The organism is Thiohalophilus sp., from assembly GCF_034522235.1.
Classification (GTDB): domain Bacteria; phylum Pseudomonadota; class Gammaproteobacteria; order UBA6429; family Thiohalophilaceae; genus Thiohalophilus.
Window position 1 is genome coordinate 155824 of the sequence record NZ_JAXHLN010000003.1, and the last position, 13287, is coordinate 169110.

Genomic DNA, 13287 nt, shown 5'->3' on the forward strand with positions numbered 1-13287 from the left:
GCCCGCGGCTGTCCTGAAAATAAACTTAGCAGATCGACGGGAATTTGCGAAGCGTGGAATCAATCCTTGTTGTATTCAAAGGCATCGGAATAGTAGTGATCCAGATCCAGCCCGTGAGCGGGAAATGCCTCTTGCCCGGCATAGACCATCGGCGGGGGCCCGGAGGCATAGATATCGTAGCCGCCCAGATCGGGATAATCCTGGATGACCGCGTCATGCACATAACCGGTACGACCCTGCCAATTATCTTCGTCCATGGGTTCGGACAACACGGGTGTATACTTGAAGTTGGGGTGTGTCTTGAGCCACTGCGCGGATAAAGACGCCATATAGAGATCCCGTGCCGCCCGTGCGCCCCAGTACAGATGCATCGGCCGTTCGATCCCCGAGGTGAAGGCGTGTTCGATCATCCCCTTGATGGGGGCAAAGCCGGTGCCCCCGGCCATGAAGATGATCGGCCGATCCGACTCCTCGCGCAGATAAAACCCCCCGAACGGGCCTTCGATGCGCAGGATATCCTTGACCTTCATCTTGTCGAACACTTCACCGGTAAAACGGCCGCCTTCGACATGACGAATGTGCAAAACCAGATAATCATCGTCATGCGGCGCGTTGGCCAGGGAAAAACTGCGCCGCCGGCCATCCTTGAGAATGAAATCCACATACTGGCCGGCCAGAAACTGCAACCGCTCACTGGCGGGCAGCTTGAGTTTCAGCAGCATGACATCGTGATTGAGTCGCGACATCTCGGCGATGCGGGTGGGCAGCTTTTTAATCTGGATATCCTGGCCCTCGGCCACTTCGCGGGTTTCAATAACCAGGTCCCCGAGAGCCCGGGCCTGGCAGAACAGCGCCATACCGGCGGTCGCCTGTTCTTCCGTCAGCGCCGGCGGCAATTCACCGTCGGGATAGACGATCTTGCCTTCGACCACCTTGCCCATGCAGGATCCGCAAGTCCCGTTGCGACAGCCGTAAGGCAGCGTCAAACCGTGGCGCAGGGCCGCATCCAGCACCGACTCGTCCTCTTCGACAGGAAAGGTGTGGCCACTGGGCTCGACTTTAACGGAAAAACTCATAAAATTGCTCAACTTCTCATCACAAAGCGCGGAATTATCGCCTAATGAACCCGGCAGTAAAACCCCCTGAACAGGTATTCATCGTCGGCTGTGGCGATATCGGTCGTCGTGTCGCCCGGCTGTGGCAGGCCGATGGCCTCCCGGTCACCGGCCTGGCCCGTCACGCTGATCGACAGACGGCGGCTGACATTATCCCGTATCAGGCCGATCTGGACGATCCGGCAACCCTGACCGATTTGCCGGTCCATCAAGCGCTGGTCTATTACTTTGCCCCGCCCCCGCCGCACGGCCGCGAGGATCCACGCATGGCCGGTTTTTTACAGGCGCTGGAACAACATGGCACCGTGCCGCAACGGATCGTCTATATCAGCACCTCCGGGGTCTATGGCGACCGGCAGGGCGGTATCGTCAGTGAGCAAACGCCGGCCTACCCGCAGGTGGATCGCGCCCGGCGCCGTTATGCCGCCGAACAGGCGCTGCGCGAGTGGGGCCGCCAACAGAACGTACCGGTGGTGATCCTGCGGGTCGGCGGGATCTATGGGCCCGGACGCCTGCCGATCAAACGGATCCGGGAACAGGTACCGATGGTGCATGAAGATCTGGCGCCGCAAACCAACCGCATTCACGCCGCCGATCTGGCCGTCATCTGCATGGCCGCCGCCCTGCGCGGGCGGGCGGATACTATTTACAATGTCAGCGATGGCGATGAGAGCAACATGACCGCCTATTTCAATACCGTCGCCGATTTTCTCGGCCTGCCACGTCCGCCTTTAATCGACATGGATGAAGCACAACAGACCCTGAGCGAGGGCATGCTCTCCTACCTGGGCGAATCGCGACGCATGGATACCACCCGCTTGCGGGAAGAGCTCGGCGTTGAGTTACTTTACCCGACATTGCAGAACGGCCTCGAAGAAACCTGCCTACGAGACAGGGACGAGGTACGAGGGACAAGGAACAAGTTGTAGGAGGGGCTTGTAGCCGCGACTTCTTGAATTCAGGCAGGTCGCCGATGGAATCGCCTCCCACATTGAAGAACGCCCACCCTGCCTAGTGTCTCGTTCCTGTCCGAAGAGCATTGGAGGTGACGCATCGGCGACTGGTGTCGGTCTGGCTCTCCCCGTACAATGCGGGTTGATTTGATTTCGGTTCGGTCTGCGCATGAAACCCATTAGCCAGTTCTTTCGCCTGTTTTACATCAGCTTTGTGCTGATGCGTCACGGGCTGGACGGGCTGGTACTGAATACGCCGTTGTTTCGGCCGTTTCGGGTTCTCAAGATTTTCATGCCCTGGCTGTGGTGGTCACGCAAACAGCCGCGCGGCGAACGCATTCGCCTGGCGCTCGAGGATCTGGGCCCCATCTTCATCAAGTTCGGGCAGATTCTCTCCACCCGCCGCGATCTGCTGCCCGACGACATCGCCGATGAACTGGCTCGACTGCAGGATCAGGTGCCACCGTTTTCCGATCAACTGGCGCGCACGATTATCGAGCGTGAGCTGGGCGAATCGATCGATGCAATCTTTGCCCGCTTCGAGCCCACGCCGTTTGCCTCCGCCTCCATCGCCCAGGTCCACGGCGCCACCTTGTACGACGGACAGGAAGTGGTGGTCAAGGTGCTGCGCCCCCATATTCTTCCGGTCATCAAACGTGATATCGGCCTGATGTACCTGTTTGCCAACGCCTTCGAGCGCTACTGGTCCGTCGGCCGTCAGTTGCACGCCGTCGACGTGGTCAGCGAATTCGAAAAAACCATTCTCGATGAGCTGGACCTGACCCGCGAGGCCGCCAATGCCTCGCAACTGCGGCGTAACTTCATCGACTCGCCATTGTTATATGTGCCGGATGTGTACTGGGACTATTGCCGGCGCAACGTGATGGTCATGGAGCGCATCGACGGCATTCCCATCGGCAATATCGACCGGCTGCGCCAGGCCAATATCAACCTCAAGGCTCTGGCCGAGCATGGCGTGGAAATATTTTTCACCCAGGTGTTTCGCGACAGCTTCTTTCACGCCGACATGCACCCGGGCAACATCTTCGTCGCCAACGACGGCCAGTACCTGGCGGTGGACTTTGGCATCATGGGATCGCTCAACCCCAGCGATCAGCGCTATCTGGCAGAAAATTTTCACGCCTTCTTCAACCGCGATTACCGCCGCGTCGCCCAGCTGCACATCGACTCGGGCTGGATCGATCGGGATACCCGTATCGATGAATTCGAGTCGGCCATCCGTACCGTGTGCGAGCCGATCTTCAACAAACCCCTGAGCCAGATCTCCTTCGGTCATCTGCTGTTGCGCCTGTTTCAGACTGCACGCCGCTTCAACATGGAAGTGCAGCCGCAACTGGTGCTGCTGCAAAAAACCCTGTTGAATATCGAAGGTCTCGGCCGTCAGCTCTATCCTGAACTGGATCTGTGGCAAACCGCCAAGCCGTTTCTGGAGCGCTGGATACGCGAGCAGATCGGTCCCAAAGCCTTTATCAAACACCTGCGCATCAACTTTCCCATGTGGGCCGAACGCCTGCCGCAACTGCCCAACATGGTCTACGATGTGCTGCAACAGGCCAAAGATGGTAACCTGAATGTGGAATTACAGGACAGGCAGATGCGCCAGCTGCGCCGGGAAATGCGTCGCGCCAACCGCCGCACCTGGAGCGCAATTGTCGGCGCCAGCCTGATCCTCTCCGCCACCATACTCGCCGCTCTTGACGGTTATGCCAAAACCATGCTCGGCAATTTACCCGTCTTCTCCTGGTTACTCGGCGGCGCCGGGCTGGCTATCCTGCTCGCGGCCTGGCCCGATTATCGGGATGATTAGTTGCCCGGCTTTTCCGCTTTCCATACTCTGAAACCAGGGCAACGATGTTCAAGTTATATCCTTGTAATCCCCGAATCGCAACAACGACAATGAGATACACGAATAAAAGAGCGTGTAGTTTGTTCCGACAACCGGAGTTTTGCAGGGTGTGAGATGCGAAGGAATATCGAACCCGTGGACCGATCAGCACTGAGCATCGAGCATACCTGGCAGATTCTGCTGGGTATAGCGCTGCTGTTTTTTGCCGTGTATGTCGCATTACCCTACGGAACATTTGCCAGTAGCGTCTATGTCGCGGCCAGTGTATTTTCCGCCGTCGCTGTTGCATTCGCCGTGCGGAGCCGCGCGCTGTTTTACCCACTTGCCTGGCTGTTACTGGCGTGCGGGCTTGCACTGTGTGCAATGGGGCATGCAATCTGGTACTGGCTCGATCTTTATGGCCTTGAACCCTTTCCATCACTGGCTGACGTTTTTTATCTGGCGGCCTACCCGCTGTTTGCAACATCGCTATGGTTACTCGGAAGCCAGGACATTCGCGACGATGGCGCACTGAGCGACGCGCTGATTATCGGTATATCAGCAGCCGTGCTCAGCTGGGCATTGCTGATCGCGCCGTATATGTATGACCCTGATCTCACTTTTCTCCAGCTGTTCATTTCTGCGGCTTATCCCGTCGCCGATCTGATCCTGTTGCCGCTGATCCTGCGCCTGGTATTTCTCCATCGTACACGGCTAACCGCCCATCGACTGCTGCTTATCGGCTGGTTTGCCTACTTTACCGCCGATCTCCTGTATGCTCACGGCAATTCCGTTGGCTGGTACACACCTGGCGGTTTAACGGATGGCTTATGGCTGATCGCCTACGCGTTGTTCATCGCGGCGGCCTGGCATCCCTCAGCTACCGTCGAACCAGACTCGCATGCCTCGCGCGCCGAGTTATCCGGCCGGCGCCTTCTGCTCCTTGGCGCCGCCTCGGTACTCGTGCCGATGGTGATCCTGATCACCTCCGGGACACAGTTCGAAATTGTCCGCATCGCCGCGTTCGCTTCGATTCTGCTGTTTCTTCTGGTGATGCACCGCATGGCCGGGTTGCTACGCGAGACCCACCGGCAGGCCGAAGTGCTTGAAGGGCTATCGCAGATCGATCCCCTCACCGGTGCCGTCAATCGCCGGCAATTGGATTATGAGTTAAAACGCGAGATATCTCGTGCCGTCCGCAGCCATACGGACCTGAGCCTCGCCTTCATCGATCTGGATCACTTCAAGGAGTTCAACGACACCTACGGACATCAGGTCGGTGATAGCCTGTTGAAACAACTCGTAACTGTTTGGCGCGGGGTGCTACGTTCGACGGATGTCGTGGCCCGCATCGGTGGCGAGGAGTTCCTCATCCTTTTCCCAGATACTAATAGCGAACAAGCGCAGATCGTATTGGAGCGCCTGCGTAATCTCGTGCCCCGCGGGCAGACATTTTCCGCCGGGCTCGCAACGCTAGAATCGGACGAGACCGCCGATGGCTTCATTGCCCGGGCTGACAAAGCTATGTACACGGCGAAGCATCGTGGACGTAACCGTATCTTTCTTGCTGATAATTGATATGGCAAACCACCAAACGTGGCAGGATCCAGCTGTAACTGAAGCAGGTTTGTCGAAAGGATCAGGTCTCACGAAATTTAGGGCCCACGGAAGTCAGGGCCTCATATCAGGGCCAGGTCTTGCCTTTTGCCTCCTGAAAGGCAAAAGGCAAGACCTGCCCCGTTGGGTTGTTTAATCAGCCCTTGCGACGCAGTACCCAGATCTCCAGCAGCGCCCATTCTTCACCGGGATAGTTTTCCTGCTCCAGCGGTGACAGGCGGCGATGCCTGGAGGCCATGCTGCCGACGAACTCCAGGTGCTCCAGCAGCATGCGCTTGGTTGCGTCGGCTTTTTCCAGCGCGAAAGGATTGAGAAAGTTGACCAGCATATAGCCCTCGCCCGAACCGCCGGCAAAGGCACCCAGCAGTTTGGCAATCGCCTCGGGCTCCAGATAGACAAGGGAGGCCGTGGAGATCACGATATCGGCGTTTGTCATCGCCGTTTCCACCTGCGACTGAACTTCGGCCGGGGCGGCATTCAGATCCGCCTCGATAGTCTGGTCATAAATGCCGGCGGAATGCCCGTAGGCCAGGGCATTGGCGGAGATATCGATACCGGTGGTGGTGGCGGCAAAACGGCGCTGGCCATCGACCTGTTGCGCGGCGTCGGCATCGCACCAGTTGTTGCGAATCGCCTCATAATCCATGCCGTAGAGGGTCGCCATAGTGGTGTTGCCGAAACAGCCGGCCAGATCCACGAACTGGATTGGTTTGTCGCCAGCGGCCTGTTGCTGGGCCCAGGGCAATATCAGTCGATCGAAGGTCTGGCGATTGAAGTTGTCGGAAACGTATTCCAGCGCATCGAGGATCCGCTCCTTGAACGGCACCGGGTTCTCGGCCACGTAAATATCATCAAAATGCTGCTTCTTCTCGTCCGTGCGAACGTCCGGTTTGGCCATTGGGGGATCTCCTTGTAACTTTAAGTTGCTTTAAATCATGAAAAAAACCGTAATTCGCCAATTATACCGGTTTATGGGATGCAGCTACAGAATCCATGATATGAATGTTGCTATGCGCTTTTAAACGTCGCAGGCGTACTGTTTTCGGGCAGCGCCTGATCGGGGTCTGTTTTGCGATCGGGCGATCGCACTCTCCGCGGATATCCGCCAGGCCAATCCCGCCATCCAGACGTAACCCCGGGCAGGGCCACGATAATCGGTCTACCGCTTCAGGCCGCCGGGCGCTGCAAGGCGGCTTCGACCTCGTCGCGTTTGGCCCTGCCCAGCAGATGCTCGATCAGCGTCAGGGCAAAATCCATTGCCGTGCCGGGACCGCGCGAGGTAATCACTTTACCATCGACCACGACGGCGGTTTGCTCATATTGCATGTTATCGGTTTGAATATTGTCCAGCGCCCCGGGGAAGCTGGTGGCATGCTTGCCATTTAATAATCCGGCACTGGCCAGTACCTTGGGCGCGGCGCAGATGGCCGCGGTGTATTTGCCGGCATCGGTCATCTGCAATAACAGAGTGTGAATGCGCGGGTCATTGTTGAGGTGATCGGCACCGGGTAATCCGCCGGGCAGTACGATCATATCAAAATCCTTGTCCAGCACCGCCTCCAGGGTGGTATCCGGCATGAGGACGGTACCGCGACTGGCGTGTACCGGCTGTTCGTCGAGGCCCACGGTGGTCACCTCGACCCCGGCACGACGCAACAGATCGATGACGGTTACGGCTTCGAGCTCTTCACAGCCCTGGGCGAGCGGGATGAGTACATTGGCCATGATGACTCCCTCCGTTGTTGACGTATTTCAATCAGTTTTGATACCGGCACCAGGCGCACGCCCTGCTGTGCCAGATCGGGCAGCCATTGCTCCAGCACACTTAACGTGGCGGGATAGGGATGACCGATGGCCAGGGCCGTGCCGTTACGCCGGGCCTGCTCTATCAGTTTAGTCAATTGCTCCGCCACCACCTGTGCATCGTCCCGATAATCGAGAAAAATATCCCGCGAGGTGCTGCGGATTTTGCGTTGACCGGCCTGCTCCAGCGCCACACTGTGACGGGTGGTTCGGCTGTCGATAAAGTAGAGATCATCGCGAAACATGGCGGCCTGCATCAACCAGCGCATGCGACTGGCACTGGCCGTCAGACGACTGCCCATGTGATTGTTGAAGCCGACCGCGTGCGGGACCGCATTGAAATTATGCCGCACTGCCGTCTTGAAGTGCCGCTCCTCCATATCGTGTAACAGCGCGCCCGGACCGAGCGCCTTGCCGCTCTCGGCCTCCATGGGCATGTGGATCATAATTTCCTTGTCCTGCCTGTGCGCCTGGTTGGCCAGCAGACGGGTAAAGGGACGATGGGGAAGAATCGCGTAGGTCAGCTGACCCGGCAAGCTGATAGCCCGCAGACCATGGCGCTGCTGGTTGCCCAGATCATCGATAATGATGCTGATAATCGGCTGCAGTTTGGCGGCGGTTTGCGGCACGGGCGCGTCGCCGGCAAACGCCGCGCCTGCCACAACCAGCAACAGCGGCAGCAGCAGGCTTTTGCACCCGGACATACCCGGCCCTACTTCCGGTTACCCATCAGCTCCATACCCTTGAGCAGATTAAGCGCCTCGAACACCGGGTAGTCGTTGCTGACCAGAGTGTCATTCCCTTCCTTCTCGGCATCGGTCGACTCATCGCTCTCGGATTCGGCATCATTGTCATTGCCGTTCATCAGATGGCCACCGAGGTCCGCCTCACGCAGGGGTTTGAGACCCTCATCGGTCCTGGCCGCCACGGTCACATCGCTCAGCTTGATATCCGGCTGGATGCCTTCGGCCTGAATCGAGCGCATATCCGGCGTGTAATACAACGCCGTGGTCAACTTGATGGCGGTCTTGTTCTGCAGATCGATCACCGACTGCACCGAACCCTTGCCGAAACTCTCGCCGCCCATGATGATCGCGCGGCGATGATCCTGGAGTGCGCCGGCAACAATTTCCGAGGCAGAGGCGGAACCGCCGTTGATCAGCACCACAATCGGCGCGCCGTTAAGAATATCCTGCGGTGTGGCTTGGGCGGTTTTCTTGTTGTCGTCGGTGCGCCCCTTTATTGAGACGATATCGCCTTTCTTGATAAAGGCGTCAGAGACGGAAATGGCCGCATCCAGCAAGCCACCGGGATTGTTGCGCAGATCCAGTACCAGCCCCTTGAGCTTGCCGTCGTTGTCTTTTTTCAGCTGTGAGATCTCCTTGCGCAGATCCGAACCGGTACGGGTCTGAAAATTGGAGATCCGCACATAGCCAAAACCCTTCTCCAGCGTACGCGCCTTGACGCTTTCCACGCGAATTTTGTCCCGCGTCAATTCAAAGGTCAGCGGCTTGTCTTCCCCCTCGCGGATGACGGTCAGTACAATCCTGGTCCCCGGCTTGCCGCGCATGAGCTTGACCGCATCGTCCAGACTCATACCCTTGACCGACTTGTCGTCGAGCCGAATGATGAGATCGCCACTGCTGATGCCTGCTTTCGCGGCGGGGGTGTCGTCGATTGGCGAGACCACCTTGACGAAACCGTCTTCCATGCCCACCACAATACCCAGGCCGCCGAACTCGCCGGAGGTGCCGATACGCAATTCTGTCGTGGCTTTTTCATCCAGGTAAGTGGAATGGGGATCCAGGCCGGTCAACATGCCGCGAATGGCATTCTCCAGCAGGGTTTTGTCGTCCACTTCCTCGACGTAGTTTTCCTTGACGCGCTGGAACACCTCGCTCAAGGCCTGCACGGTCTCCAGGGGCAGCTGCGCGGAGGTCGATTGACGCTCGGCAACCACGCTGCCGGCCATGGTCAGGGTCACACCCAGGGTGAGGCCGAGTAGCAGGATAATGGTATTTCGGGTAAAGGAATTCATCGCTATAACTCCTGGCGCCAAGTGCAACCCCGGCATGAACTTGTGACGCTACATCACTGATAATTTTCAGGTATTAACTTTAACACATTTGTCGGGCCTGTCGGCCAATTCTTCAGCCGCGCCGGGTGCGCCCGCACCAGGTGGCCGGATTGGTCGGCGTGCCATTGTGACGGATTTCAAAATAGAGTCCGGCTTCATCCCGGCCGCCGCTGCTGCCGACCTCGGCGATCGCCTCATCGGCCCGGACCCAGTCGCCCACCTCTTTTAACAGCCCCTGATTATGGCCGTACAGGCTCATATAACCGTCGCCGTGATCGATGATGATCAACAGCCCGTAGCCGCGCAACCAGTCAGCATAGGCGATCCGGCCGGGGGCAACGGCATAGACGGTGTTGCCTTCACTGTTGCCGATGAGCACGCCATTCCAGCGCAGCTTGCCGGCGTTGCGCGACTGACCAAAGCGTTTTTGCACCTCGCCGCGCGCCGGCCAGGTCAGTTTGCCGCGCCGCTCGGCAAAACTCAGGCGCGAATCCCTGCCCGTCAGCAAATCACCCAATTCCCGATTCAGCCCCCGCAACAGCTTCTGCAACTGCTTTTCGTCTTCCTGCATCTGGCTCAGCTGTTCATCCCTGGAGCCGATCTCGCGCTTCAGTTTTGCCAGCGCCCGGGAGCGTTGACGAAAGTGTTGTTCCAGTTGCTGTTTTTGCGTCACTTCACGATCGTGCAATGATTGTAACTCGCTCTTGCGTCGGGCGATTTGCTGTTCGACGCTGTCCAGTCTGGCGACGATCTTGAGGGCCGCCTTGATCTGCTCACTGCGGGCGCGATTGAAATAATCGTAATAGGTGGAAACCCGCCCGACCGCGGCCGGATCTTCCTGGTTGAGCAACAGTTTAAGAAATTCCTGGCGGCCAATGACATACGCGGCCTTGATCTGCTGACCGAGCAGATCACGTTGACTGTCCAGTTCGTTTTGCAACTGGCGCTGTTCGTCATGCAGGTTGTCCAGTTTGCGGTTTTGCGTCTGCAGCTGATTCTTGATCTCGCGAAGCGATTTGACGCGCTGGCCGATTCGGGTTTCGATCGTCTGCAGTTGCTGAACTTCCTCGCTGTACCGATCCCGCTGCGCGGCCAGCGCCTGCTTGAGCTGGTCGATGCGCTGGCGCAGGTTTTCAAGCTGACGGGACTTTTCCGCCTGCTGCGCGGCGGTCAGATCGGCATAAACCACACCGCCCGGCAGGACGGCCAGTATCAGGATCAGTATCCAGCGAGGGAGCGCGGTGAACATGCTCAAAATAGTAACCCTGTTGCCGCCAGCCAGGCTATCCCGATCTGCCGCGCGATGGAGGTGATCGATCGTATCGCCGGCGGCTCTTTCGCGGATGCCGCACCGGATTACAATCAAAGCAAAGCGATCCGGTGTTTATTACACCTGTTCAGACGGCGTCCTGCTGGACCGCCTCTTCCGGTTTGGCGATAAGCGAACGACCGTTCATTTCCGCGGGCAGGGGAATGCCCATCAGTTCCAGCATGGTCGGCGCGATGTCGGACAGTGCCCCATTGGCTTCCAGTTTGAAATCGCGCCCGACATAAATCAGCGGCACCAGGTTGGTGGTATGGGCGGTGTGGGCCTGATTGGTTTCCGTGTTTTGCATCATTTCGGCATTGCCGTGATCGGCGGTGATCAACAGCTCGCCGCCCGCCTTGCGGATCGAGTCGACGACCCGGGCGAGGCATTGATCGATGGCCTCGATAGCCTTGACCGTGGCATCGAAGTCGCCACTGTGACCGACCATATCGGGGTTGGCATAGTTACAGATGATCACATCGTATTCCTGGCCCTCGATCGCATCGACCAGTTTGTCGGTCAGCTCGGGCGCGCTCATCTCGGGCTGCAGATCGTAGGTCGCCACGTTGGGGGAGTTGATCAGCACCCGATCCTCGAACTCGAACGGCTCCTCTCGCCCGCCATTAAAAAAGAAGGTGACGTGGGCATATTTTTCGGTCTCGGCAATCCGCAACTGATGCATGCCCAGGCCGGAGATGTATTCGCCGAACACGTTTTTCAGCCGATCGGGGGGATAGGCCACCGGAATATCGTATTCCGAGTTGTATTCGGTGAGGCTGACAAAGCGGCCCAGCTTCGGCATCGCCGCGCGCTCGAACGCGTCGAAATCGGGCTCGATAAAGGGCCGGGTGATCTGACGGGCACGATCGGAACGGTAGTTCATGAACACGACCACATCACCGTCTTCCACTTTCACCGGCTCGGTGCCGGCGGGAACGACGGCCGTGGCCTTGACGAACTCGTCGCTCTCGTCCCGTTCGTAGGCCATCTCCAGTCCTTGCAGGGCCGTCTCGGCGCTGAACTCGCCCTTGCCCAGGGTAATCAGATCGTAGGCGCTCTGGATCCGCGGCCAGCGGTGGTCCCGATCCATGGCAAAGTAACGGCCGATGATTGAGGCGAAGCGGCCCCCGCCGATTTCGGCGAACCGGGCCTCCATTTTCTCAATCGAGGCGATGGCGCTTTTGGGCGCGGTATCGCGCCCGTCCAGAAAGGCGTGCACATAGACCTTTTTGGCGCCCTGTTTGACAGCCAGCTCGACCATAGCATGGATGTGCTCTTCGTGGCTGTGCACCCCGCCGGGAGAAAGCAGGCCGAGAATGTGCACGGCCTTGTCGGTGTCCACCGCCAGCTGGGCGGCATCCACCAGGGTCTGGTTGGCGAAAAACGAGCCGGTTTTGATCGAGCGGCTGACCCGGGTGTATTCCTGATAGACCACGCGCCCGGCGCCAAGATTGAGGTGTCCCACTTCGGAGTTACCCATCTGATCGGCGGGCAGGCCGACCTCGGCGCCGGAGCCGCGGATCAGGGTATGCGGGCACTCACCCCACAGCCGGTCCCAGACCGGTTTGTCGGCATGCTCGATGGCATTGCCCTCGGTGATTTCGGAGTAGCCCCAGCCATCCAGGATGACCAGCAGCATCGGTTTCGGATTCTGTGACATAAAGTAGAGGTAAGCGCTCGATTTGTAACAAGTTTTACATTTAGACGGAGTCTAACGGATTACCCGCAGGGGCGCCAGCATTCTACCGGAAACGGTCTGCCGGGGGGCCAGAAATCCGCACTGCGTCTGCGAAATGCCTTCTCAAACGGTAGATTATTGTATAATGTTTTATTAATAAAAGGCACCATAGTGTCATATGGCAATTTTAAAGACCTGACATCACACAGGTATAGCATTGGGAAGGTCACATGAATACGAACACGATGGAACTGCCCGGGCTCATGACCCGCGACGAGGATATCAACCGCGCCTCCCGCTCGCTGAAGGCGATGTCGCATCCGCTACGGCTCAAGATTCTGTGCACCCTGGGCGACCAGGAAACCAGTGTCCAGGATATCGTCGAACAGGTCGGCACCTCGCAAAGCAACATCTCGCAGCATCTGGCGATACTGCGCGACAAAGGCATTCTCGACTCGCGCAAGGACGCCAACCGCGTCTATTACCGCGTGGGGGATGCGCGGACCCTGCGCCTGATCGAAATGATGCGCGAAGTGTTCTGCAACGCCGGCTAATCCGGCTGCGCAGCGGATTTTACACCGGCTGACATGCCGGGACGGCGATTTGCTTGAAATCCGCCGTCCCGGCCCTATCTGTAACAACATTCTGACTTACACGTGAGGCACCACCGACAATGACGAGCGAACGAATTATCCGTTCCCTGGCCGGCTTTTTACTGCTGCTCTCTCTGGCCCTGGGTGTCGAGGCCAGCCCGATCTATCACAGCGTTCACTGGTTGTGGCTCGCGCTGTTTGTCAGCCTCAATCTGCTGCAAAGCGGCTTTACCAATTTCTGTCCGCCGGAAAAACTGTTAAAACGCTTCGGCATCAAAAGCTGCAGTAACTGAAGT

At 58.1% G+C, this 13287-nt stretch carries 12 protein-coding genes; 5 read left to right on the top strand and 7 right to left on the bottom strand.

Annotated features, from left to right (window positions below):
• Window positions 1–59 precede the first annotated feature (59 nt).
• Window positions 60–1076: a CDP-6-deoxy-delta-3,4-glucoseen reductase gene (locus U5J94_RS03595; RefSeq protein ID WP_322564267.1), complete on the bottom strand. Its 1017-nt coding sequence runs from the start codon at window positions 1074–1076 to the stop codon at window positions 60–62.
• A 44-nt stretch (window positions 1077–1120) separates the two neighbouring features.
• On the opposite strand from U5J94_RS03595, the gene U5J94_RS03600 reads away from it, so the two are divergent.
• The 3 genes from U5J94_RS03600 (at window position 1121) to U5J94_RS03610 (ending at window position 5492) form a co-directional block, all read left to right on the top strand.
• Complete coding sequence (locus tag U5J94_RS03600; RefSeq protein ID WP_322564268.1) at window positions 1121–2044, top strand: SDR family oxidoreductase; 924 nt, start codon at window positions 1121–1123, stop codon at window positions 2042–2044.
• Between the two features lie 193 nt (window positions 2045–2237).
• The gene (gene ubiB / locus U5J94_RS03605) at window positions 2238–3896 is read left to right on the top strand and encodes a ubiquinone biosynthesis regulatory protein kinase UbiB (RefSeq protein WP_322564269.1); all 1659 of its coding nucleotides are present in this window, start codon (window positions 2238–2240) and stop codon (window positions 3894–3896) included.
• Between the two features lie 174 nt (window positions 3897–4070).
• A complete protein-coding gene (locus tag U5J94_RS03610) occupies window positions 4071–5492 on the top strand; it encodes a GGDEF domain-containing protein (RefSeq protein WP_322564270.1) in 1422 nt (473 codons plus the stop codon).
• Window positions 5493–5667: 175 nt separating this feature from the next.
• On the opposite strand, the gene U5J94_RS03615 is transcribed toward U5J94_RS03610, so the two are convergent.
• The 6 genes from U5J94_RS03615 to gpmI all read right to left on the bottom strand — a co-directional run bounded on the left by U5J94_RS03615 (window position 5668) and on the right by gpmI (window position 12380).
• Complete coding sequence (locus U5J94_RS03615; protein WP_322564271.1) at window positions 5668–6429, bottom strand: hypothetical protein; 762 nt, start codon at window positions 6427–6429, stop codon at window positions 5668–5670.
• A 269-nt stretch (window positions 6430–6698) separates the two neighbouring features.
• A complete protein-coding gene (locus U5J94_RS03620) occupies window positions 6699–7256 on the bottom strand; it encodes a DJ-1 family glyoxalase III (RefSeq protein WP_322564272.1) in 558 nt (185 codons plus the stop codon).
• Window positions 7202–8038 carry a divergent polysaccharide deacetylase family protein gene (locus U5J94_RS03625; protein WP_322564273.1) on the bottom strand — a complete coding sequence of 279 codons (837 nt, stop codon included), beginning with the start codon at window positions 8036–8038 and terminating at the stop codon, window positions 7202–7204. The genes U5J94_RS03620 and U5J94_RS03625 overlap by 55 nt, the downstream gene beginning before the upstream one ends.
• Before the next feature lie 8 nt (window positions 8039–8046).
• On the bottom strand, window positions 8047–9372 hold the full coding sequence (locus tag U5J94_RS03630; protein ID WP_322564274.1) for a S41 family peptidase: 1326 nt from the start codon (window positions 9370–9372) through the stop codon (window positions 8047–8049).
• 112 nt (window positions 9373–9484) lie between these two features.
• Window positions 9485–10777 carry a murein hydrolase activator EnvC family protein gene (locus U5J94_RS03635; protein ID WP_322564275.1) on the bottom strand — a complete coding sequence of 431 codons (1293 nt, stop codon included), beginning with the start codon at window positions 10775–10777 and terminating at the stop codon, window positions 9485–9487.
• A 31-nt stretch (window positions 10778–10808) separates the two neighbouring features.
• Complete coding sequence (gene gpmI / locus U5J94_RS03640; RefSeq protein ID WP_322564276.1) at window positions 10809–12380, bottom strand: 2,3-bisphosphoglycerate-independent phosphoglycerate mutase; 1572 nt, start codon at window positions 12378–12380, stop codon at window positions 10809–10811.
• A gap of 248 nt (window positions 12381–12628) precedes the next feature.
• Here gpmI and U5J94_RS03645 point away from each other — a divergent pair, with 248 nt between their 5' ends.
• Window positions 12629–12952, top strand: coding sequence for a metalloregulator ArsR/SmtB family transcription factor (locus U5J94_RS03645; protein ID WP_322564277.1), 324 nt, complete (start codon window positions 12629–12631; stop codon window positions 12950–12952).
• Between the two features lie 119 nt (window positions 12953–13071).
• Entirely contained in the window at window positions 13072–13284 is a 213-nt protein-coding gene (locus tag U5J94_RS03650) for a DUF2892 domain-containing protein (protein WP_322564278.1), read from the top strand.
• Window positions 13285–13287: the final 3 nt, after the last annotated feature.

Bases quoted from the DNA above. Each gene is read 5' to 3' on its own strand.
- U5J94_RS03595 (WP_322564267.1), bottom strand. From the start codon at position 1,076: ATGAGTTTTTCCGTTAAAGTCGAGCCCAGTGGCCACACCTTTCCTGTC.
- U5J94_RS03600 (WP_322564268.1), top strand. From the start codon at position 1,121: ATGAACCCGGCAGTAAAACCCCCTGAACAGGTATTCATCGTCGGCTGT.
- ubiB (WP_322564269.1), top strand. From the start codon at position 2,238: ATGAAACCCATTAGCCAGTTCTTTCGCCTGTTTTACATCAGCTTTGTG.
- U5J94_RS03615 (WP_322564271.1), bottom strand. From the start codon at position 6,429: ATGGCCAAACCGGACGTTCGCACGGACGAGAAGAAGCAGCATTTTGAT.
- U5J94_RS03620 (WP_322564272.1), bottom strand. From the start codon at position 7,256: ATGGCCAATGTACTCATCCCGCTCGCCCAGGGCTGTGAAGAGCTCGAA.
- U5J94_RS03625 (WP_322564273.1), bottom strand. From the start codon at position 8,038: ATGTCCGGGTGCAAAAGCCTGCTGCTGCCGCTGTTGCTGGTTGTGGCA.
- U5J94_RS03630 (WP_322564274.1), bottom strand. From the start codon at position 9,372: ATGAATTCCTTTACCCGAAATACCATTATCCTGCTACTCGGCCTCACC.
- gpmI (WP_322564276.1), bottom strand. From the start codon at position 12,380: ATGTCACAGAATCCGAAACCGATGCTGCTGGTCATCCTGGATGGCTGG.
- U5J94_RS03645 (WP_322564277.1), top strand. From the start codon at position 12,629: ATGAATACGAACACGATGGAACTGCCCGGGCTCATGACCCGCGACGAG.
- U5J94_RS03650 (WP_322564278.1), top strand. From the start codon at position 13,072: ATGACGAGCGAACGAATTATCCGTTCCCTGGCCGGCTTTTTACTGCTG.